Below are 21754 nucleotides of genomic sequence, written 5' to 3' on the forward strand. Positions count from 1 at the left end.
GGCCCCGCCCCTTTATAACGTCTTGTTGGCTGAAGGGTTCCCTTACTCCGCCGGCATCGCCTGAGGCTCATCCGAAAGCGGATGAGATAGGTTTACGAGCATCTCTTTCGGGCAAACCTGCAAAAAGTTGGCCCGCTCGCTCTGCCAATGCTGCAAGATATCGGACGCCTTGCGCGAACCCGTCTCGGCCGCGTGCCGCTCGATCAGCCCCTTGAGTTGGGCTTCCCAATGGGGATGACCCAAGCCACAGGTCACAAGGCTTTCGAGGTTCATCAGATCCTCGGCCACGCCATCGGGATCATAGAGATAGGCCATGCCGCCCGTCATCCCCGCGCCGAAATTCGGCCCGATAGAGCCAAGGATTACCGCGACACCGCCGGTCATGTATTCACAGCCGTTCGATCCGCAGCCCTCGATCACCACCTTGGCGCCCGAGTTGCGCACGCCAAAGCGTTCGCCCGCGCGCCCTGCGGCAAACAGATACCCGTCGGTCGCACCATAGAGCACCGTATTACCGATGATGGTGTTTTCCGAGGCCACCAGCGGGCTAATCATTGGCGGGCGCACAATGATGGTGCCCCCCGACAGACCCTTGCCGACATAGTCATTGGCATCACCCGAGACCTCGATCTTGAGACCCGGTGCCGCAAACGCGCCAAGTGACTGACCGCACGACCCAGTTAGCTTTACCGTCAGATGGTCGGGCTGTAACGCGTTGCGCATCCCGAAATTCTTGACGATATGGCTTGAAGCCCGCGTGCCGATGGTGCGCAGCGTGTTGCGCACCGCATAGCTCAACTGCATCTTCTCGCCTTCTTCGAAGAAGCGCGCTCCGTCGCGGATAATCTCGGCATCCAGCGTATCGGGCACCCAGTTGCGCGGCTTGGAACGGTCGTAAACGATCTTGTCCCAGCCATCGACGGTGATCAGCAGCGGGTTAAGGTCAAGGTCATCCAGATGCGCCGAGCCACGGCTGACCTGCGTCAACAGGTCTGCGCGCCCGATCACCTCGTCCAAGCTGCGCGCGCCAATCGAGGCCAGCAACTCGCGCACTTCCTGCGCATAGAAGGTGATGAGGTTCACGACCTTATCCGCCGTGCCGGTGAACTTGGCGCGCAGTTCCGGGTCTTGCGTACACACGCCCACCGGGCAGGTGTTGGACTGGCACTGGCGCACCATGATGCAGCCCATCGCGATCAGCGCGGCGGTGCCGATGCCGTATTCCTCGGCCCCCATCATCGCCGCCATCACGATATCCCGCCCCGTGCGCAAACCGCCATCGGTGCGCAGGGTGACGCGCTCGCGCAGGTTGTTCATCGCGAGAACCTGATGCGCCTCGGTCAGGCCCATTTCCCATGGCAGACCGGCATATTTGATCGAGGTCGCGGGCGAGGCTCCCGTGCCGCCATTGTGACCCGAAATCAGGATCACGTCGGCTTTGGCCTTGGCCACACCAGCGGCAATCGTGCCAACGCCCGACGAGGCCACCAGCTTCACCGTCACCTTACAGCGCGGGTTGATCTGCTTGAGATCGTAGATCAGCTGCGCGAGGTCTTCGATCGAGTAGATATCGTGGTGCGGCGGCGGCGAGATCAGCGTCACGCCCTTGGTCGAGTGCCGCAGCCGCGCGATCAGGTCGGTGACCTTCATGCCCGGAAGCTGACCACCCTCGCCGGGTTTCGCACCTTGCGCGACCTTGATTTCCAGCTCTTCGCAATGGTTGAGGTATTCGGCGGTCACACCGAAGCGCCCCGAAGCGACCTGCTTGATCTTGGCGCTGGGGTTGTCGCCATTGGGTTCGGGTACGAAATGCGCCGGATCTTCGCCACCTTCACCGGAGTCAGATTTCGCACCGATCCGGTTCATCGCCACGTTGAGAAGTTTATGCGCCTCGGGCGAGAGCGCCCCCAGCGACATCCCCGGCGTCACGAAGCGCTTGCGGATCGAGGTGATGCTTTCCACCTCTTCGATTGGCACCGGTTTGCCCAGCGATTTGATATCCAGCATGTCGCGGATATGGATCGGCGGGTTGGCCCGCATCATCGCGGAATATTGCTTCCACAGATCATAGCTGGCCCGGTTGCACGCCGTTTGCAGCATATGCATCGTCTGCGCGCCCCAAGCATGGGTTTCACCGGTGCGGCGCGCTTTATACAGACCGCCGATTGGCAGCACATCCTGCCCGCCTTTCCAGCCCTTCGCATGCACTTCTTCCAGCTTGTGCTGAATGCCGTGCAGACCGATGCCGGAAATGCGCGAGTGCATGCCGGGGAAATATTCCGCGACCATCGCCCGGCTCAGACCGACTGCCTCAAAGTTGAGACCGCCGCGATACGAGGACAGCACCGAAATGCCCATCTTCGACATGATCTTGAGCAAGCCCGAATTGATCGCATCGCGATACCGGCGCATCGCATCGACAAGGCTACCTTCAACGAGGCCGCGCGTGATCCGGTCTGCAATCGTATCCTCAGCCAGATAGGCGTTCACCGTGGTCGCACCAGACCCGATCAGCACCGCAAAGTAATGCGGGTCGATACATTCAGCGGCGCGCACATTGATCGAGCAGAACGTGCGCAGGCCTTTCTTGGTCAGCCAACTATGAACGGCGCTGGTCGCCAAAATCATCGGCATCGCGACTTTGTCGGCATCTTGCGCCTCATCGCTGAGCACCAGATGCAGCGCACCCGAGCGCACGGCGTCTTCGGCCTCGGCGCGAATCCGGGTCAGCCCGTCATGCAGCGCCTCCTGATCGGCACCAGCGGGGAAGGTGCAGTCGATCACGGTGACCTGCTCACCAAATTGCGTGAGCATTGCGTCGAATTCGGAATTGGCCAGGAACGGGCTGTCGAGCAGCCAAATCTCAGTTTGTGAGCTGTCCTCATCAAGCACGTTCTTGAGATTGCCGAACCGCGTTTTCAGGCTCATCACCCGGCTTTCGCGCAAGGAGTCGATCGGCGGATTGGTGACTTGGCTAAAGTTCTGCCGGAAGAAATGGCTGAGCGGGCGGTATTGCTTGGACAGCACTGCGGGGGGCGTATCATCGCCCATCGAGGCAATCGCCTCTTTGCCGTCTTCGGCCATCGGCGCGAGGATCTGTTCGATTTCTTCAACCGAATAGCCCGCAGCGATCTGGCGTTTGCGCAGCTCGGCACCCTCGAATTTCGGGGCTTCGGGCACGTCCCGCAATTGCTCGTTCAGATCGGTGACCTTGCTGACCCATTCCGAGAAGGGCTGTGCATGGGCCAGTTTGTCCTTCAACTCGGCGTCATGGTAGAGTTTGCCATTGGCCATATCGACCGCAATCATCTGCCCCGGGCCAAGCGCGCCCTTTTCGACAACCATCGACTCGTCAATCGGCACCATCCCGGCCTCGGACCCTGCAATCAGCACGCCATCGCCGGTGATGACATAGCGCAGCGGGCGCAAACCGTTGCGATCCAGACCGCCACAGACCCAGCGGCCATCGGTCATCGCCAAGGCGGCAGGACCATCCCAAGGCTCGATCACGGCGTTGGAATAGGCATACATATCTTGCAGCGCCTGCGGCATCGCCTCGTCATTCGACCACGGTTCGGGCACCAGCATGGTCTTGACCATTGGTGCCGAGCGGCCCGAGCGCACCATCAATTCAAACACCGCATCCAGCGCACCGGAATCTGACGCACCCGCCGGGATGATCGGCTTGATATCCTCGGCGCTGTCGCCAAAGGCAGAGCTGGCCATGCGGATCTCGTGGCTTTTCATCCAGTTGATGTTGCCCTTGATCGTGTTGATCTCGCCGTTATGGGCCAACATCCGGAAGGGTTGCGCCAGCCACCATTGCGGGAAGGTGTTCGTGGAATAGCGCTGGTGATAGATCGCGAAAGCCGATTCAAACCGCTCGTCTTTCAGATCGGGATAGAATTCGGCCACTTGCTCGGCCAGCATCATGCCCTTGTAGATAATCGAGCGGCACGACAGCGAACAGATATAAAGCCCGGCAATCTGTGCAGCGACGGCGGCTTTTTCGATCCGGCGGCGGATGATGTAAAGCTCGCGCTCGAATTGCTCGTCGTCGATATCCTTGTCGTTGCGGATCAAGATCTGCTCGATCTCGGGGCGCGTCGAATTGGCCTTTTCCCCCAGAACGCCGGTATTTACCGGAACGTGGCGCCAGCCATAAATGTAATGGCCCATCCGCAGCACTTCGGATTCCACGATCGTGCGGCAGCGTTCCTGCGCGCCAAAATCGGTGCGCGGCAAAAAGACCTGACCGACAGCGACCATCTTTTCCATGTCGGGCTCATGGCCGGTGCGCCGGATCTGGTCGTAAAAGAACGGGGCGGGGATTTGCACATGGATGCCCGCGCCGTCACCGGTCTTGCCATCGGCATCAACCGCGCCGCGGTGCCAGATCGCTTTCAGTGCATCAATGCCGTTTTCCACGACCCTGCGGCTTGCCTTGCCGTCGATGGCAACCACCAGACCGACGCCACAAGAAGATTTTTCATCCTCTTCTTTCCACAGAGAATTTTCATTCATCCACTGGCGTTTGGCTTCCTGAGCTGCAACCCAGGCTTCATCATATTTCGTCATGTCCGGCCTCCTTCGGAGAAAGCGTTAAACCAGCGGCTTCAAATTCGGCGCGCAGCATGCCGCCCGCCGCCTCGATGGCCTGTTGAGCGCCGCTCGGGCGCCCTTCGATGATGGCTTGCACGATTGGGCGCAATAGACCCTGTTTGTGCAATGAACGTGCCAAAGTATGGCGACGCTCGGGAAAGAGGTAATGGCGATAGCCCGCATCCTCGGGAAAGCGCGAGGCATGCATCCATTCGTCCTGCATGCCGCCATGCAGCAGCGTGACCACACATTCGCGATCACACGGATCAGGCACCTTCGGATTGGGCCGTTCCACGATCCGGTCGCGCAAGAACGTCCAGCGGGGTTCCTCGGACATCATATCGGGGCGGACCGAATATCGCGGCAGGATGGCGAGCACACGGTTTACCGGCGTCATGCCCGCCAGCATGATCGCCTCAGAGCCCCCCATCGAATTGCCGATCGCAATGATGTCACCCGCAGCAACCTGTTCGGCGGTCTCTTCGACGATACGCTGAATGGCATCGGCAAGCTCGGGGACATTCATCCAGCTTCGACTGGCATCGGTAATAAACGGCACATTGCTGCGCCCGATGCTGGTCGTCATGCGCGCAAAGTGGATGTGCAACGGTTTTGGTGCCGCAAGGTGTTCCAGCGCAATCATCCGCGCCCGCCCGCGGGGGAAAACCCCGTCATCATCATCTCGCAGTCATATTCGGGCGTCTCGCTTGAAAAGCCCGGATCGCCCGGAAAATCAAACCGCGCTGGGCTGTCGTCATAGGACTGCGACTCGCCCGAGGCATTTTCGAAACGCTCCGGCCCGCTTAGGAAAAAGCGATATTTCCGGCTGACATATTGCACGCCACTGCGGGTCGACAGCTTTCGGTTCTGGTCGTCATATTCGCTGAGTTCAAAGCTGCATTTTTCCAGCGGCACACCGTCGATGGTGACGGACTCGCCCGTCAACGTATCGGCACCGACAAAGCGCTGGGTCTGCGCGAAATTGTTGCGCGTGATGAAATCATAATCATCGCGCCCTGACGCCAAAAGCGTGCTGAACGAGGCGTTGTCTTTCGATGCGCCCTGATCGAGCCTGTCAATCTCGCCGGTTTCGAGTGATTGGGCCTCGATCCAGCGGGTTTCACTGTCGATATGGCTTAGGAAATAGGCCCCTTTGCCATCGGCATAGGAAACCCATTGATCGCCCGCAGGATCAGAAGAACAGGTGTAGTAATTGGCGACCTGGCAGTTGTGCAGTTGCGCGGTCAAATAGACCTCACAGCCCTTGGGAGGGATGAAATTGGCAGCATAGGCCGGGAGGGCTGCGAAAAGTCCTCCACAGATTGCCTGAAAGAATGCCGCCAAGTTCATCTTTGTGTCTGCCCTTTTGGCCCTGTCGCTTCGGTGGCACTACTGCGCCGCGACCGCCGCTACGTTTTCGAGGTAGCGCAGGATTTCATCGCCCGCCTCGCGCCCATCACGGATCGCCCAAACCACAAGGCTCGCGCCGCGCACGATATCGCCCACCGCGTAAACGCCGGGGATCGAGGTAGCATGCGTGCCAAACTCGGCCTTGACGGTGCCCCAACGGGTGGTTTCCAGCTCGGCCGTGTCCCATTGCTCGGGCAGGTTTTCCGGCTCAAACCCAAGCGCCTTGATCACCAGATCGGCAGGCTCGTCATAAATGCCACCTTCGATCTTTTCGGGGGTTTGACGCCCCGAGGCATCGGGTGCGCCCAGACGCATCTGCTGCACCGAGACCGAAGCCACCGGATTGCCGGCAAAACCTGCAGGCGCCGCAAGCCAGACAAATTCCACGCCTTCTTCTTCGGCGTTTTGCACTTCGCGCTGGCTGCCGGGCATGTTGGCACGGTCGCGACGGTAGAGACATTTCACCGATGTCGCACCCTGACGGATCGCCGTGCGCACGCAGTCCATCGCGGTGTCGCCACCACCGATAACCACGACGCGCTTGCCCTCGGCGTTCAGCGTGCCGTTTTCGAACTCGGGCACCTCGTCGCCAAAGCTTTTCTTGTTCGACGCCGTCAGGAAATCAATCGCGCGCACGATACCTGACGCATCCGCGCCCGGATCGGTCAACTCGCGCGTTTTATAGACACCCGCAGCGATCAGAACAGCGTCATGCTTGCCCCGGATCGCATCAAAGGAAATATCCGTGCCGACATTGCAGTTCATCACGAACTCGACGCCGCCCTCTTCAAGTTGTTTGACGCGCTGCATGACGATATCTTTTTCCAGCTTGAAGCCGGGGATGCCGTAGGTCAGCAATCCGCCCGCGCGGTCATAACGGTCATAGACCGTGACCTGCACGCCCGCGCGACGCAGCACATCTGCCGCCGCCAAGCCGCCCGGCCCCGCGCCGATAATGGCCACGGATTCAGCGCGATCGCTCATCGGTTTGATCGGTTTGACCCAGCCCATATCAAAGGCAGTGTCGGTGATGTATTTCTCGACCGCGCCGATGGTGACCGTGCCGTGCCCGGATTGCTCAATCACGCAATTGCCTTCGCACAGGCGATCTTGCGGACAGATGCGGCCACAGATTTCGGGGAAAGTGTTGGTGGCTTGGCTCAGCTCATAGGCTTCTTGCAGGCGGCCCTCAGCGGTCAGGCGCAGCCAATCGGGGATATTGTTGTGCAACGGGCAATGCGACTGGCAATAGGGTACACCGCATTGGCTGCACCGACTGGCCTGCTCGGCGGCTTTCTCGGCTGCGAATTCGCGATAAATTTCGCCAAAGTCGTGGGAGCGGACATCTGCGTCACGCTTCTGAGGCATCTCCTTCGCCGTTTTGACGAACTTGAGCATCGGTTGCTTGGCCATGTCGGCGCCTCCCTGAGTGAACCTTGGGTGCGCATTGCTACACCGCTTCGCGCGGCAATAAAAGTAAGTGGTGCTGACCTAATTGCGATATTTTTCGGGTTGGCGCGACGAAGGCGGCGCAAAATCACTCAAATTAGGTCAGCTTAGTTTACCATTTTGCGAATATGGCGTGATAATTAACGACAGACCGGAGCGCAAAAAGCTGATTCGTTCGCCTTAGCCAAGAAAGCCGACCGCAGACATCCCCAGAAGCAAGCCGCCAAAGAGGATTCGATAAATCGCAAAAGCGGTAAAGCGATGGGTCTGGATGAAACCTAGGAGCCATTTGACCGCAATAAACGCTGTCACGGTCGAGACGACAAAGGCGATGCTCATCGACGTCCAGTTCTCCCCCTGTACGCCGGCGCCGCCGGTAAACTGCTTGAGCAGTTCATAGCCGCTGGCCGCATACATCGTCGGAATGCCTACGAGAAACGCAAATTCGGTGGCCGCGCCACGGTTTGACGTACCCAACAGCATCGCTGCGAAAATCGTCGCGGCAGACCGCGAGGTGCCGGGAAAGACTCCCGCCACGATCTGCGCCAAGCCGACAGCAATCGCGACGCGCCACAGAATGACACTGCGGTCGGACTGGTGTTCGGCGACACGTTCCGCCGCGATCATCCAGATGCCCCCGATCACCAACGCCCAGGCAATCGGCTGGATCGTCGTTGGCAGCTCAAATCCTAGCTTCTTCACGATCAGGCCCAGCACGGCGGTGATCAGAAAGGCCACGCTCAGCTTCGCCAGATAGTCGCGGTTCGTAGGCTCACGCCAGTTGGTAAGCAGCTCAACGATCCGATGCCAATAAATCAGCGTAACGGCCAGAATAGCGCCCGCCTGAATGACGATGTTATAGGTGTCAGACCGCGCGCCCAGCCAATGTTCGGCAAGCAGCAAATGCCCGGTGCTCGAAATCGGAAGGAATTCAGTGATGCCTTCGATCACGCCCAGCAGGACGTCGTTGAAATAGGTCAATCTCAGAGGCCTTTGTTAAGGAATCAGGATGCGCAAACCGCGCTTAATCACAAAGACTTATGCAGATTTTTGGCAGAGGCTTTGATCGCGTCATACTGACCGCCAGGACGAAAGCGCCACAGATAGCCCTCAAGCACCGCGTCCATCGCCATCGGCGTGATGCCCAGATCAGCGAAACCCTTGGCATCAGCAGCCACCACATTATCGGCGCGCAGGTTCTTCACCTGATCGCGCGTCAGGATGCGGTTGACCAACAGTCCGCCAGAGACCGTCTGAACCAAATCAAACACGCCACCCATCACGCCCGCGAGCCAGAATGGCAGCGAGACCACAAAGCGACGACGATTGATCACGCCAAGCATTTTCTTGACCAGATCACGGAAGGTTTCGACATCGGGCCCGCCAAGTTCGTAGATCCCGGGGATAACATTGCCATTTGCAGCCATCGCGGCGACCTGAGCTACGTCATCGACATAGACAGGCTGGAATTTCGTATCGCCACCGGTGATCGGGACAACAGGCGTAAGCCGCGACATCGCTGCGAATTTATTGAAGAACCCGTCTTCATTGCCAAAGATAATCGAGGGCCGCAGGATTACGGCTTGCGGATAGGCCTCTAGCACGGCGGTCTCGCCAGCGGCTTTGCTGCGCGCATAGGCGCTTTGGCTGTCGGCATCCGCTCCAATGGCAGAGATCTGCACCAGTTTCGCAATACCTTGTTCAGCGGCAATGCGCGCGACCCGCGCAGCCCCGGCCGTCTGAACCGAATCAAATTTGTTCTTGCCCTCGTTCACGAGGATGCCCACGCAATTGATCACCGCATCGGCGCCAAACATCACGGCGCGTACGCTGTCTTCGTCGCGAATGTTGCATAGCACCGGCTCTACTTGACCGACAGCGCCATAGGATTTGACAAACAGCGCTTCATTGGGGCGGCGTACAGCGACGCGAATGCGCCAGCCCTCTTTGGCGAGACTGCGTGCAATATAGCGTCCGACAAACCCAGAACCGCCATAGATCGTGACCAGCTTGGACATGCGCACAGGCCTTTCCTTGCAAAGAATTCGTATCTTGATTACCGCCTCGCCCCATCAGGAACAAGGCCTAAGGCGTCTCACAAGCCGGTGTCGCGAAAATTCGTGCCCTGCCCCGTTGACAGTGCCTTCGGGCCTCTATAGATCGCGCTCCACGACACCTGCCCAGGTGGCGGAATTGGTAGACGCGCACGGTTCAGGTCCGTGTGCCGCAAGGCGTGGAGGTTCGAGTCCTCTCCTGGGCACCAAAAAAAGAGCCCCAAGAAACTCAGTTTCTTGGGGCTCTTTCTATTTTATCGCCCCGTTCCCACAAATGAAAAGGGCTAGGTCTTTCTCAAATGATTTGCGGCCATGTCATCGAAAATTGAGTGATGCGCCTTGATCGTATTTCTTCGAACGACGAGGTCTCGGTCGAAATTGTCATTCAGCTATGGCGAGGACGGATTGGGAAGTGTCGCATCAGCGTTCCAATCGTAGAATCTTATCGAGCGAAAAAACACCGGGTCCTTTCGTGATCACGATCAGAAAGCAGATTGCCCAAAGCCCATGCGTTAGCCATGCATCCGGAAAGACAAAAATTTGAATGACAAGTGTCATCACCAGCAAAGCCAGCGCAGACGCGCGCGTAAAGAGACCCAAAACCAGAAAGATCGGCATCAGATGCTCGGCAAAGGTCACGGCAACCGCTGCGATATGTGGGGGAATGACGGGTAGGGCATAGATCTGCTCAAACAGCGTGTAGGTCGAGTCCTTGATTGAGAGGCCATCAACTTTGGTGCGACCGGATTGCCAAAAGATAACGGCCGGAAAAAGGCGAGCGGCCAGCAAGACGACGCTATCTGGAATACGTCCACCCAACTTTGTGACGTGCGAATATAGGTGAATCAGTCTCTGATTGGTGCTTTTTTCCAAGGTCTGAAACGTCATTTCATCCTCCCATCATTGATGTCTGTGATTAGATCGTTGCGGATCAAAAGGACCAGCGCCTCAGTGAGATCAAAGTCTGGTCCCGCTTTGGCGCATGCGGTTGCAAGCGTTTGTCGGGCCAGAATCTGTTGCAGAAAACATGCAATCTCTGGCGGGATCAGCTCAGTGATCATGCTTGCAACGCCGCGCCGCGCGATCAGCACCGTTTCGGGAAGCCAATTCTCCGGTGCTGGCGGCGCGGGGCCACCGGGTTGCTGAGACGCCCAGATGCTTCCAGCAGGCGTCGCGAGGTTCAGCACTTGCACAGAGGCGTGCAGGCAGATGCTATGGTGCTGGGCCAAACTCTTGAGGCGCTCTGAGCTAGAAGGTTTGGCATCGCAAGCGTGATAGGCCCGGCTGCGTGCCCATTCGATACGCGCAACATCGCGAAGATAGGGGAGCGTCGAAAGTGTCTCTAACGAAGCCAAAAACTCGGGAAACTCAACGCCCCAGTCGGTTAAATTCGGGCTGCGCGGGGGGTGGTGTTCGATGAATATCTGCGCCACGCCCGCAAAACAGTCCGTGCCGACCAGGCGCTCAACCGCGGGAAACTGCCGTGCCAGGGCACGCGAAAGCCCGTAGGCGACATTGTTGCGATAGACATTGAAGCGCTGGGCAATCTCTGTCGGATCACCCGCTTGCGCCCCCAAAGGGAGATGATCGCTGCCAAGCGCGGTTTGGAAACTGCGGGCGAACTCAAGATGCGAGGGCATGGCGCGTGTCCTCAAGACGTTGGGCGGCACGATGCGCCTCGGCGAAGAGCGTGGCAAAGTCAGGCACGTCATTGTCCCATTCAACCAGGCTTGGAATGGGGCCAAATTTCGAGACTATCTCACCAAAAAGTGCCCATACAGGCTCACTCACCGCCTTGCCATGCGAGTCGATCAAAAGCGGGCCCGAGGGCAACTCTTCGCTGTCATGACCCGCCAAATGGATTTCCCCAACTGCGTGCATTGCAAAGGCATCAAGATAGGCACGCGGATCGCTGCGATGGTTCACGCAAGAGACGAAGACATTGTTCACATCCAACAACAGACCACAGCCGGTGCGCTGCGCGATCTGTGCGAGAAACACGGTTTCGGGAATGTCGGATTGTGCGAATGTCAGATAAGTCGCTGGGTTTTCGAGTAAAATCTTGCGGCCAAGAACCTCTTGCAGGCGATCTATGTGATCACACACGATATCCAGCGTCTCAGCGGTATAGGGGAGAGGCAGGAGGTCATGCATCCAAGTGCCCCCATGGCTTGCCCAGGCGAGATGCTCGGAAAAGCTTTCGGGCTGATAGCGATCGCATAATGCCTTGAGGCGAGTCAGATGAGGCTCGTCCAGCGGATCTGGGCCGCCAATCGAAAGCCCGACACCATGGACAGAGATGGCATAGTTTTCGCGAAGCCGCTCGAGCATCGCATGCGGCATGCCGCCAGCATTCATATAGTTCTCGGCGTGAACCTCAAAGAAGCCCAAGTCAGGTTGTGTCTCTATTATCGCTGGAAAATGCTCTGGCTTGAAGCCGAGGCCCGTTTTTGCAGGTAACATTTGCGCCTCCGTGATTGGGTAATGGGGCAGACACAAGCCTGCCCCAGAAGTGTGATCACATTTTGATCGGCTCAAGCGAGCCCATGCCATGAGGCGTCTTGATCTCAGCGCAAGTGCCTGCGGGGACAAGCTTCCAGGCGTTGCCTTGATAGTCCATCGTGGCGGTGCCAGCGCAGGTGGTGCCGGGACCGGCGGCGCAATCGTTTTGGCCCGCGAGCGCTACGCCAAAACATTTCTCCATCTTCTTTGACATATCGTCGGCCTGTGCTGCGGTGGCGATGCCCAAGGCACAGGTGACGGCGGCGGCGATACCCAAGGTGGTTTCGATCTTGCTCATTTTTACTCTCCCAAATTGGTTGCGGGCACGGTGCGGCCCTGTAAACCATTCGCAACCGCGCACCAAAGCGTTACGATATGTGTGCAAAATTTATTTTCCGAGCGGGTTGTAACGAACGGATGTTGCGTGGCGAAGGGACAGAATGATGCATGATCGCCAAGCAGATTGGACGCGATTGCTGCGTGCCGCCAATGCGGGTGATGCGCAGGCCTATAAGGCATTCCTGCACGCGGTTACGCCGGTTTTGCGTGGGGTCGTGCGCGGGCGTTCGGCGGGATTGCCGCCAGACGATTGTGAGGATGTGGTGCAAGAGGTGCTTTTGGCGATCCACCTCAAGCGCCACACTTGGCGCGAAGATGAACCGGCGGCCCCTTGGTGCTACGCGATTGCGCGTCACAAGGTGGTCGATGCATTTCGCAAACGCGGGCGACGCGTGCACGTGCCGCTTGATGATTTTGTTGAGGTTTTGCCTGCCGAGCCGGTTTCGGACCCGACCGAGCGCAACGATATCGAGAGGGTGATTGACCACCTTGAGCCCCGCGCAGCGCAACTGGTGCGCGCGATTGGGCTTGAGGGACACTCTATTGCTGAGACTGGTGACATGCTGAACATGAGCGAGGGCGCAGTGCGGGTCATGCTGCATCGGAGCCTCAAGAAACTGGCCGAGCTAAGAGAAAGGCTGATCGAGATATGAAAACGGATGATCTGCTGAACATGCTGGGCAGTGATCGGGTTGCAGAGCCGCTTCCTGGCGCTGTTCTCTGGCGTCTGTTGCTTCCCGCTGCGTTGTTTTCTTTTGCTGCGATGGCAGTGGGCTTGGGCGTGCGCTTTCCGCTTTCCCAGACCCTGCTTTCGCCCGAAGTCTTACCCAAACTGGTGCTACCGCTTTTGCTGGGGATTTTGGCGGCACCTTTGGCATTGCGTCTTGCGCAGCCCTTGGCGCGCGCGCGATTGGCTTGGCTGTGGATTATTCCGATGCTTGGATTTGGGTTGTTGGTGTTTGCGTATCTCACCACTCCGTCTCAGGCACGAATGATGGAATTCACCGGCAAGACAATTCTGCCTTGTTTAGTCTCTATTCCGGCGCTTTCTGTGCCATTGCTGGCGGCGTTTTTGGTGGCTTTGCGACGCGGGGCCGTGATGGCGCCGATGCGCGCGGGGCTGATCGCGGGGCTTGCAGCCGGGGGCTTGGGCACCGCGATTTATGCGCTCCATTGCACCGAGGATAGCCCGCTATTCTATGTCACATGGTATGGGGCCGGGATCGCGATCACCGCGGGGCTTGGCGCCTTGATCGGACGCTCTGTGTTGCGTTGGTGAGCGCGCTCAGCCCGGCAGAACAGCGAGTTCGTCCAAAAAGGCGGCATGCAGTGCGGGGTTGGCTACGATCAGCCCGTTTGCTTGCGGCATCGGCGCGTTGAAACGCAGGGGCCTACCCTCTCGATCGGTCGTGTACAGACCTGCGCGTTCGGCAATCAGGCTTGCGGCGGCCGTGTCCCATTCCCACGCCGGCCGCATTGAAATTGTCGCGTCGAACCGCCCCTCAGCAACCAGACATAGCCGCCAAGCCAGAGACGAGCGGAAATGGCGCTGATAGCCCGGCACGCCGCGTTTCCATTGGCTTGGATTGTCCGAAAGCTTCGATGTCAGCACCTCTGCGCCAGCGATTTCTGCGCGGGTGTTGGTGGTAATCTGCGTGCCGTTCAGCATCGCAGGACCATCAAGCACCGCACTATAGGTCATGCCCAGAGCGGGCATATGCACGACACCAGCCACGACGCGCCCGGCCTTTGTCACGGCAAGCGCGTGGGCAAATCCGCCATCCCCTTGCAAATAGGCGCGCGTGCCATCAATCGGATCGATGATGAAGCAGTAGTCTGCACCAAGACGTGCAGGATCATCGACGCTTTCTTCAGACAGCCAGCCGTAATCAGGCCGGGCCGTGCGCAACGCATCTTCGAGCATTGCATTCACGGCAAGATCGGCCTCAGAAACAGGGCCCGCCCCATCGCCTTTATCCCAGGCTTCAGGGGCATTTTTCCAATAGCGCAGCGCGATCTTTCCCGCCTCTTCGGCAGCCTCGCGCAGAAGCGTCAAATCAGTCTCCGGCAAGCGTCATCCCTTCGATCAAAAGGGATGGCACGATCTGGCTCAGGTGGAGGCGGGCATCATTGGCTGGACGGATCGAGCGCAACATCTCGCGCAGATTACCCGCGATTGTGCATTCGTTGACGGGATACTGAATCTCGCCGTTCTCGACCCAAAAGCCCGACGCGCCGCGTGAATAATCGCCGGTATTGGGGTTGATCGTGGCGCCGATGAACGAGGTCACCAACAGCCCCGTGCCCATGTCAGCCAATAGATCGGCGCGGCTCTGATCGCCTTGGGTCAGGGTCACATTGCCGGTGCCGGGCGATGGTGGGGCTGAGGTGCCGCGCCCGGCATTGGCGGTCGAGGTCAGCCCCAGCTTGCGCGCCGTTGCCAGATCAAGAGTCCAGCTGCGCAACACTCCGCTGTCGACAATAGCGCGGCGCATCGTTGGCAGGCCCTCGGCATCAAACGGACGCGAGCCCGAGACACGTTTGCGATGGGGCTCTTCGATCAGCGAAAGCGCATCGGGAAGCACCGGCTGATCCATCGCGTCACGCAGCCATGAGGCCCCGCGCGCAATTGCTTGACCGTTCACCGCTGCCAAAAGATGCCCGATCAGCGAGCCCGAGATACGTTCGTCCAGCAGCACCGGATAGGCACCCGTTTTCGGGCGGCGCGGATTGGCACGGGCCGCTGCGCGTTCGCCCGCAAGACGCCCGATTTCGGCGGCATCGGGCAAATCGGCCTGAAAAATGCGGCTTTCGGCGGCCCAGTCGCGCTCCATCGCGAGGCCCTCGCCCGAGATCGCTACGGCAGAGGTCGAGCGGGAACTGCGGCTGTAGCCACCGCTGAACCCGTTGCTTGCCGCCATATGAATGCGACGAAAGCTATAGGCGGCAGAGGCCGATTGCACCTGATCGACGCCCGTCACCGCAAGCGCGGCCGCCTCGGCCATGCGCGCATCTTCTTGCAAAGCGGCGGCGGCGGGTTCGTCGCTGGGGTCGGCCAATTCCAGAGCGTCGGCATCCCAGTCCTTGGCCAGATCGGCGGGGTCGGCAAGCCCGATATAGGGATCGCGCGGGGCCTCGCGGGCCATGGCGACGGCACGTTCGGCCATTTGCTCCATGGTGCGGGCGGAAATGTCCGAGGCCGAGACACAGGCCTGACGCCCGTCCATCAACACCCGCAGACCGATCTCGATCCCCTCAGCGCGTTCGGCCTGTTCAAGCTGACCTGCGCGCACATCAATCGCGACGGATCGGCCATCAACGGCGATCGCATCGGCCTCGGTTGCGCCGGCGCGCTTTGCGGCTGCCAGCAAGGCTTCGGTCAGCTTGGGCAGGGATTGCTCGGTCATGCTTACCTCATGAAAGACTCAGGGCCGCCCGGTCGCGCCGGACGGCCCCGGTTGTTCTGCTGCGTCTCTTACTGGACGCGTTGACCATTGACGAGGATTTCCCCGCCATCTTTGAATTCAACTTGCGACTGCATCTCATCATCGCCGGTGGGCTTGGCGTAAAGGCCCAGCATCATCCGACCGAACATCACCTGATCTTGCGGCACAAGCCCGGCAGCTACGAGGTTATCCATCAGGGCATTTGCGCCTTTCAGGGTAAAATCAAGCGTGCCAACGGGTTTCGGGACCGGCCCGGAATTGTCAAATTTCAGCGCACCAGTGCCGCGCAGATCCGCCCCTGCAACGGTCAGTTGCAGCGCGTTTACATCAGCACTGTCCACCTCAAGCGGCGGGGCAGGCATATTTGCAGCCTCGGGTGAGAACAGATCAGAGGTTACCGTTGTGTTGCCCGAAAGATCAATGATCAGGCTTGCAGGATCACGCGGCAGCTTGCCTTGGGGATCAAACAGCGACCAGACGTTGTCTGACAGTGTCAGCCCCTTGAGCGCGATCTTCGCCTTATAGGGCTGGGTGTCGGTCGAAGAGGTCACCGGGATGGTGAAGTCAGCGTCCATTTCGTCCAGCGCCGCCGAGACCGGGAAGGGCAGCTTGTGAGAGGTCATGTCGATCTTGGCCTTGGTCCCGGTTGCAGCGTAATGTATGCCGTCCTTGGCCATTTTGACGTCGATTGTGCCTGTATCGGCGCTGCTTTTGATGGTCACGGGGCCTTCCTTGGAATCCGCCGTGAGCTCATAATTGCTTGGGCCGTAGCTCGCTTTGAAATCGAGGTTCATGCCAGCGCTCAGCGCTTCATCAAGCTTCTCCATCACGGCGCCATTGGGCAGAATGAAATTGCCGGAGTAATCAAGATCGGCAAGCTGGCCGCTCATGTTGAATGTGCCGCTCGATTCCGGGTCGGCGCCCGAGGCGGTGAATTTCACCATAGCGCTTTTGACTTGCGAGGTGACGTCATGGCTATCGCCCTGCTTCATCTCATAGCGCCCGGTCGTGTTGTCGATCGAGGCCCAGACCTTAACCGGCATCGTCGCACCTTCTTTGCCGATTTTCTGATCCACCTCGATCGTCATGTTCGGGGCGGTGATATCGTAGATCATATCCTCGGGTGAACCCGACACGATGACCGAGGTGCCCTTTTGGGTCATCACCATACTCATCTGCATCGGGTCTTTTTTCGGCAGATCGGCGGTTGCCTCAGCGGTCATTTTGTCAGCAAGCGTAGCCTCGACGGTGCCATCGCCGCGATCGCGCAGTTTGATCTCAGGGATGGTCATGGTGAAACTCGAATCATTCACTTCATTGACCAGTTTCACATCAGATACGTTGAGTGTGTCGCCCTGACGGTCTGTGCTGCCGCTAAGCACCTGATAGCCATAGGCCTCATAGCCTTTTTGCCAAGCATCCCAGACCTGTTCGGGCGTGACATCCGCAAAAGCGGCCGTCGTCGAGAGCAGCGAGACGCAAAGCGCGCCGATTCCAGCCGTATTGACCCGTGCCATAAACGCACCTTTCCTGATACCTAGATCTTGGCGCTATCCTCTTGTGACCTTGGATAATGGTCAAGGGGCAGCGGCGCTGATAAAGCCTATCAAACCGCCCAGAAACGGAGATGTGCATGATCCGGCTCACGATTGACGAAGGTTTTTGGCTTGTCACCCTTGATCGGCCGGACAAAGCGAACTCTCTGACGGGCGAAATGCTGGCAGAAATAGCCGATATTGCGCAACGGGCGCGGCTCGAAGGGGCGCGTGTTTTCGCGATCACCGGGGCCGGCAGGGTGTTTTCGGCGGGGGCCGACCTGGATGAGGCGCGCGCAGGGCTGGCCACGGATCCGGTCTGGGAGCGGCTTTCAGGGGCGATTGCAGCGCTGCCGTGTCTGAGTATCGCAGCGCTCAACGGTACTTTGGCGGGGGGCGCAATGGGCATGGCGCTGGCATGTGATCTGCGTATCGCTGTGCCGGGTGCGAAGGTGTTTTATCCGGTAATGAAACTCGGGTTTTTGCCCCAACCCTCCGATCCCAAGCGGATGGTGGGACTGATCGGGCCAGCGCGCACAAAGATGATATTGATGGCGGGGCAGAAAGTGCCGGTCGAAGAGGCGCATCTTTGGGGGTTGATCGACCGCATTGTCGCCCCCGATCGCCTGCTTGCAACGGTGCAAGAGTTGGCCAGCGATGCGCTGGGCGCGAAAGCCGCTCATGTTGGTGCAATCAAGGCATTGATTGATTGACGAAAAAGCCCGGAGGCAAACCCCCGGGCTTTTGATTTGGGCACAAGCTTGCGTTTAAGCAAACATGCTTTCTTTGCCGAAATGCTTAACGAGCATGTAATAGACTACGGCGCGATATTTGTTGCGCTCAGAGCGGCCATAGGTCTCGATCACGGAATCGATCGCATCCATCAGCGCGGGGCCATCGGCCAGTCCGAGCTTTTTGACGAGGAAGTTGTTCTTGACGGTCTCAAGCTCGGATTTATCCGATCCAGCGACGGTCGAGGCGTCGGCATTATAGATCGAGGGCCCGCAGCCGATCGTCACTTTGGTCAGCAAAGCCATATCCGGGGTCATGCCGCATTTGCTTTTCAGATCGTCCGCATATTTGGCGATCAGCTCGTCTCTTTTTCCCATGTTTCCCACCTGTAGAAATGTTTTGTCCTGCAGAAATCAGGCGCAGGCAGGGTAGGACGATATAGCAAAATTACAAAGCCAAATCTCCACCCGCGGAATTCTGTGCGACCAATGGCCCCTTGCTGCGCGATTGCAGGGGAAGGGGAGGCAAAGAAAAACCGCGCCCGGAGGCGCGGCTTTGACGTTTGCACAAACGCAGATTTTAGTAGCGGTAATGTTCCGGCTTATAAGGGCCATCCACGGTCACACCGATATAGGACGCCTGATCGGGACGCAGTTGGGTTAGCTTGACGCCAATCCGGTCCAGATGCAGACGCGCGACTTTCTCGTCCAGCGCTTTGGGCAGGATATAGACGCCGGGCTGATACTCGTCGCCCTTGGTCCACAACTCGATCTGTGCCAGCACCTGGTTGGTGAAGGAGGCCGACATCACGAAAGACGGGTGACCAGTGGCATTGCCAAGGTTCAACAAACGTCCTTCGGACAGCAAAATGATGCGATTGCCCGAGGGCATCTCGATCATGTCGACCTGTTCCTTGATGTTGGTCCATTTGTGGTTCTTGAGATTGGCGACCTGAATTTCATTGTCGAAATGGCCGATATTGCCAACGATCGCCATGTTTTTCATCTCGCGCATATGCTCGATGCGGATGATGTCTTTATTGCCGGTGGTGGTGATGAAGATGTCGGCGCTATCCACAACATCCTCAAGGATTACGACCTCAAACCCATCCATCGCGGCTTGCAGCGCGCAGATCGGGTCGACCTCGGTGACCTTGACGCGCGCGCCTGCGCCCAATAGCGACGCCGCGCAGCCCTTGCCCACATCGCCATAGCCGCAGACCACGGCGACCTTGCCCGCCATCATCACGTCGGTGGCGCGGCGGATGCCGTCAACAAGCGATTCCTTACAGCCATATTTATTGTCGAATTTCGACTTGGTGACGCTGTCATTCACATTGATCGCGGGGAAGGGCAGCAGGCCCTTTTTGTGCAGATCATACAGGCGATGCACGCCGGTCGTCGTTTCCTCGGACACGCCCTGAATGGCGTCACGCTGTTTGGTGAACCAGCCGGGGCTTTCTTTGAGACGCTTTTTGATCTGATTGAACAGGCAGATTTCCTCGTCCGAGGTGGGCATTTCGATAATATCGGTTTCGCCTGCCTCGACCCGCGCGCCCAGCAGGATATACATCGTGGCATCGCCGCCATCGTCGAGGATCATGTTGCAAGTCCCCTCGGGGAATTGGAAAATCTTGTCGGTATAAGACCAGTAATCTTCCAGCGTCTCGCCCTTGATCGCGAAGACAGGCGTGCCGCCCGCCGCAATCGCGGCCGCTGCGTGGTCTTGCGTCGAATAGATGTTGCAACTGGCCCAACGCACATCTGCGCCCAACGCCTTGAGCGTCTCGATCAGTACGGCGGTCTGAATGGTCATGTGCAACGACCCCGCGATCCGCGCGCCTTTGAGGGGCTTCGTCGTGCCAAATTCTTCCCGACACGCCATCAGGCCCGGCATTTCGGTTTCAGCAATGTCGAGTTCCTTGCGGCCATAATCGGCCAGCGAGATATCCTTGACGATGTAGTCGGCCATGCTCGGCTCCTAAAAGTTCATTTGCGCCGTATGTAGCACTGGTAACTTAACCCGGCAATAACGGCACAGAACGTTGTCAGGTGGCGGGCAAAATGCCTTCTTTGTGCAGCAGAGCAATCGGGTTGTCGCCACTTTTCCAGTCAATCCCAGAAGAGACCACGCACGACACGCCATCAGCGCGGGTGTATAGCGCCGTCCAAGTGCCCATAACCTTGGAGCCCAACAATTCCAGCTTGCGATGCGGCCCGAGAGATTTTTCAAACTGCGGACTTTCCGCAAAATCATGGTCAAGCACTTTGAGCATCTCGCCACGATGGTCGCAGTACGGCACATCCGGAGATTGCGACATCCCGATTGTGGTGATTTTGTCAAAGGCGGACAGGTCGCCATAAGGAATATTGGCAGTGTCTGAATCCATCGGGCGACCATTGCCCACATAGCCGTCCAGCATAATCTGACGAGGCGTTTCCACCTGCAAGTCGACGGTATTGCTCACGCTTGCCAAAGCGATCGTTGCGGGAATGCTAAGCGCCAGAACGCCAGCTAAGATAACTTTTGACTGTGAGAACTTCATGCAGCCCTCCTCTCACTAAGTGTTGAACCCAAAACGCATGATGAAGTGAAATGTTCCCGCGAAAGCTTGCGTTTACATGCGAACCGGTTTTGGCTAGGGGTCTGAAGGCCTTTGGTTAAATACGCATGGAGCGGATTTTCGGATGAAACGCGCGTGGCAAAGAATGCTCTCGGGGCGTCGACTGGATCTGCTGGATCCGACGCCAGTTGATATCGAGGTCGAGGATATCGCGCATGGGCTTGCTTTTGTCGCACGCTGGAACGGGCAGACGTTCGGGGATTGGCCCTATTCGGTGGCTGAGCATTCGCTTTTGGTCGAGCAGATTTTCACCCGTCAGAATCCGAAATCTGACCCGCGCTGGCAATTGGCAGCCCTTCTGCACGACGCGCCGGAATATGTTCTGGGCGATATGATCAGCCCGGTGAAAGCGGCGATTGGTGAAGGCTATGGTGAACTGGATACGCGGCTTGTTGCGGCAGTGCATATCCGTTTTGGCCTGCCCGCAGCGTTGCCTGTCAAAATAAAGCGCGCAATCAAAAAGGCCGATATCCTTTCGGCCCGCCTTGAAGCCGAGCAGATCGCGGGATTTTCAAAGATTGAAGCAGATCGTATTTTTGGCAAGATTGATGCGCAAGTCGCGGCGGATTATGAAATTCGCCTGCGCCCGCCATCGCTGGTGCGTAAGGATTACACCCAGCGTCACGCGGATTTGCTGACGCAGATGGCGATCTGAAAAAGGCCCGCTAATAGCGGGCCCTTTTAATGCGATCGAGTTAGTTTCAGATCGCGAGATCATCCATCGACTTGCCTGCATCCAGTGCGGCTTGCACCCAAAGCGGCTTGCGTCCACGCCCGGTCCAAGTCTGGCTTGCATCGGCAGGATTGGCGTATTTCGGTGCTACCGTGCGGCGCGGCTTGACGCCACCAGCGCTGGTCAGCTCTGCCAAAGAATAGCCCATATCACGGGCGGTTTTTTCAAGCTGGTCGATCGCTTCTTTTTTCTTGCGATCCTGAAACGACTCGATTGCCTTATCGACCCGCTTGCGGAGCGATTTTAGCTCGTCCAGCGGCATATTTTCTAGATCCATGTGAATACCTCGATTACTGGTTATTCGGGTAAACATAACATATTCTATGGAT

21 protein-coding genes and 1 tRNA gene are annotated in these 21754 nt (G+C 58.2%); 5 read left to right on the forward strand and 17 right to left on the reverse strand.

The window, feature by feature from the left end; all coding sequences use genetic code 11:
- Nucleotides 1-42: 42 nt before the first annotated feature.
- From gltB to QZ571_RS01715, 6 genes are all read right to left on the reverse strand, one after another.
- Nucleotides 43-4578: a glutamate synthase large subunit gene (gene gltB / locus QZ571_RS01690; protein WP_295530739.1), complete on the reverse strand. Its 4536-nt coding sequence runs from the start codon at nucleotides 4576-4578 to the stop codon at nucleotides 43-45.
- Nucleotides 4565-5245 carry a hypothetical protein gene (locus QZ571_RS01695; protein ID WP_295530742.1) on the reverse strand — a complete coding sequence of 227 codons (681 nt, stop codon included), beginning with the start codon at nucleotides 5243-5245 and terminating at the stop codon, nucleotides 4565-4567. Before QZ571_RS01695 ends, gltB begins: the two co-directional genes overlap by 14 nt.
- On the reverse strand, nucleotides 5242-5952 hold the full coding sequence (locus QZ571_RS01700) for a hypothetical protein (RefSeq protein ID WP_295530745.1): 711 nt from the start codon (nucleotides 5950-5952) through the stop codon (nucleotides 5242-5244). Before QZ571_RS01700 ends, QZ571_RS01695 begins: the two co-directional genes overlap by 4 nt.
- 39 nt (nucleotides 5953-5991) lie before the next feature.
- A complete protein-coding gene (locus QZ571_RS01705) occupies nucleotides 5992-7425 on the reverse strand; it encodes an NAD(P)-dependent oxidoreductase (RefSeq protein WP_295530748.1) in 1434 nt (477 codons plus the stop codon).
- Between the two features lie 216 nt (nucleotides 7426-7641).
- Nucleotides 7642-8442: an undecaprenyl-diphosphate phosphatase gene (locus QZ571_RS01710; protein WP_295530751.1), complete on the reverse strand. Its 801-nt coding sequence runs from the start codon at nucleotides 8440-8442 to the stop codon at nucleotides 7642-7644.
- Between the two features lie 47 nt (nucleotides 8443-8489).
- Nucleotides 8490-9479: a complex I NDUFA9 subunit family protein gene (locus QZ571_RS01715; protein ID WP_295530754.1), complete on the reverse strand. Its 990-nt coding sequence runs from the start codon at nucleotides 9477-9479 to the stop codon at nucleotides 8490-8492.
- A 160-nt stretch (nucleotides 9480-9639) separates the two neighbouring features.
- Between QZ571_RS01715 and QZ571_RS01720 the strand changes: the two genes are divergently transcribed.
- A tRNA-Leu gene (locus QZ571_RS01720) sits at nucleotides 9640-9724 on the forward strand.
- Between the two features lie 211 nt (nucleotides 9725-9935).
- Here the strand turns inward: QZ571_RS01720 and QZ571_RS01725 are convergent.
- From QZ571_RS01725 to QZ571_RS01740, 4 genes are read right to left on the reverse strand one after another with little or no spacing between them, the layout of a single operon-like run.
- Nucleotides 9936-10403, reverse strand: a complete 468-nt coding sequence (locus QZ571_RS01725; protein WP_295530757.1) for a DoxX family protein — start codon at nucleotides 10401-10403, stop codon at nucleotides 9936-9938.
- On the reverse strand, nucleotides 10400-11185 hold the full coding sequence (locus QZ571_RS01730; protein WP_295530760.1) for a DNA-binding domain-containing protein: 786 nt from the start codon (nucleotides 11183-11185) through the stop codon (nucleotides 10400-10402). The genes QZ571_RS01725 and QZ571_RS01730 overlap by 4 nt, the downstream gene beginning before the upstream one ends.
- A complete protein-coding gene (locus QZ571_RS01735) occupies nucleotides 11139-11978 on the reverse strand; it encodes a DUF692 domain-containing protein (RefSeq protein ID WP_295530763.1) in 840 nt (279 codons plus the stop codon). The genes QZ571_RS01730 and QZ571_RS01735 overlap by 47 nt, the downstream gene beginning before the upstream one ends.
- Nucleotides 11979-12033: 55 nt before the next feature.
- Nucleotides 12034-12315 (reverse strand): DUF2282 domain-containing protein, encoded by a 282-nt coding sequence (locus QZ571_RS01740; protein WP_295530766.1) that lies wholly within the window; start codon nucleotides 12313-12315, stop codon nucleotides 12034-12036.
- 145 nt (nucleotides 12316-12460) lie between these two features.
- On the opposite strand from QZ571_RS01740, the gene QZ571_RS01745 reads away from it, so the two are divergent.
- Nucleotides 12461-13009 carry a sigma-70 family RNA polymerase sigma factor gene (locus QZ571_RS01745; RefSeq protein WP_295530768.1) on the forward strand — a complete coding sequence of 183 codons (549 nt, stop codon included), beginning with the start codon at nucleotides 12461-12463 and terminating at the stop codon, nucleotides 13007-13009.
- The gene (locus QZ571_RS01750; RefSeq protein ID WP_295530771.1) at nucleotides 13006-13635 is read left to right on the forward strand and encodes a DUF1109 domain-containing protein; all 630 of its coding nucleotides are present in this window, start codon (nucleotides 13006-13008) and stop codon (nucleotides 13633-13635) included. The genes QZ571_RS01745 and QZ571_RS01750 overlap by 4 nt, the downstream gene beginning before the upstream one ends.
- A 6-nt stretch (nucleotides 13636-13641) precedes the next feature.
- Here QZ571_RS01750 and QZ571_RS01755 read toward each other — a convergent pair whose 3' ends face one another.
- The 3 genes from QZ571_RS01755 to QZ571_RS01765 all read right to left on the reverse strand — a co-directional run bounded on the left by QZ571_RS01755 (nucleotide 13642) and on the right by QZ571_RS01765 (nucleotide 17319).
- Nucleotides 13642-14427: a 3'(2'),5'-bisphosphate nucleotidase CysQ gene (locus QZ571_RS01755; protein WP_295530774.1), complete on the reverse strand. Its 786-nt coding sequence runs from the start codon at nucleotides 14425-14427 to the stop codon at nucleotides 13642-13644.
- Nucleotides 14414-15763: a TldD/PmbA family protein gene (locus tag QZ571_RS01760; protein WP_295530777.1), complete on the reverse strand. Its 1350-nt coding sequence runs from the start codon at nucleotides 15761-15763 to the stop codon at nucleotides 14414-14416. The genes QZ571_RS01755 and QZ571_RS01760 overlap by 14 nt, the downstream gene beginning before the upstream one ends.
- Nucleotides 15764-15831: 68 nt before the next feature.
- Nucleotides 15832-17319 (reverse strand): DUF2125 domain-containing protein, encoded by a 1488-nt coding sequence (locus QZ571_RS01765; RefSeq protein ID WP_295530779.1) that lies wholly within the window; start codon nucleotides 17317-17319, stop codon nucleotides 15832-15834.
- A 116-nt stretch (nucleotides 17320-17435) separates the two neighbouring features.
- Here QZ571_RS01765 and QZ571_RS01770 point away from each other — a divergent pair, with 116 nt between their 5' ends.
- The gene (locus QZ571_RS01770; protein WP_295530781.1) at nucleotides 17436-18050 is read left to right on the forward strand and encodes an enoyl-CoA hydratase/isomerase family protein; all 615 of its coding nucleotides are present in this window, start codon (nucleotides 17436-17438) and stop codon (nucleotides 18048-18050) included.
- 54 nt (nucleotides 18051-18104) lie between these two features.
- Here the strand turns inward: QZ571_RS01770 and QZ571_RS01775 are convergent, their stop codons facing one another.
- The 3 genes from QZ571_RS01775 to QZ571_RS01785 all read right to left on the reverse strand — a co-directional run bounded on the left by QZ571_RS01775 (nucleotide 18105) and on the right by QZ571_RS01785 (nucleotide 20614).
- Nucleotides 18105-18446 (reverse strand): DUF2853 family protein, encoded by a 342-nt coding sequence (locus tag QZ571_RS01775; RefSeq protein WP_295530783.1) that lies wholly within the window; start codon nucleotides 18444-18446, stop codon nucleotides 18105-18107.
- A gap of 202 nt (nucleotides 18447-18648) precedes the next feature.
- Nucleotides 18649-20040 carry an adenosylhomocysteinase gene (gene ahcY, locus QZ571_RS01780; RefSeq protein ID WP_295530786.1) on the reverse strand — a complete coding sequence of 464 codons (1392 nt, stop codon included), beginning with the start codon at nucleotides 20038-20040 and terminating at the stop codon, nucleotides 18649-18651.
- A 76-nt stretch (nucleotides 20041-20116) separates the two neighbouring features.
- Complete coding sequence (locus QZ571_RS01785) at nucleotides 20117-20614, reverse strand: hypothetical protein (protein ID WP_295530789.1); 498 nt, start codon at nucleotides 20612-20614, stop codon at nucleotides 20117-20119.
- Between the two features lie 142 nt (nucleotides 20615-20756).
- Here QZ571_RS01785 and QZ571_RS01790 point away from each other — a divergent pair, with 142 nt between their 5' ends.
- On the forward strand, nucleotides 20757-21347 hold the full coding sequence (locus QZ571_RS01790) for an HD family hydrolase (protein ID WP_295530792.1): 591 nt from the start codon (nucleotides 20757-20759) through the stop codon (nucleotides 21345-21347).
- A gap of 46 nt (nucleotides 21348-21393) precedes the next feature.
- On the opposite strand, the gene QZ571_RS01795 is transcribed toward QZ571_RS01790, so the two are convergent.
- Nucleotides 21394-21702: an H-NS histone family protein gene (locus QZ571_RS01795; RefSeq protein ID WP_295530795.1), complete on the reverse strand. Its 309-nt coding sequence runs from the start codon at nucleotides 21700-21702 to the stop codon at nucleotides 21394-21396.
- Nucleotides 21703-21754: the final 52 nt, after the last annotated feature.

Source organism: uncultured Thioclava sp. (assembly GCF_913064665.1).
In the GTDB taxonomy this organism is placed as follows: domain Bacteria; phylum Pseudomonadota; class Alphaproteobacteria; order Rhodobacterales; family Rhodobacteraceae; genus Thioclava; species Thioclava arctica.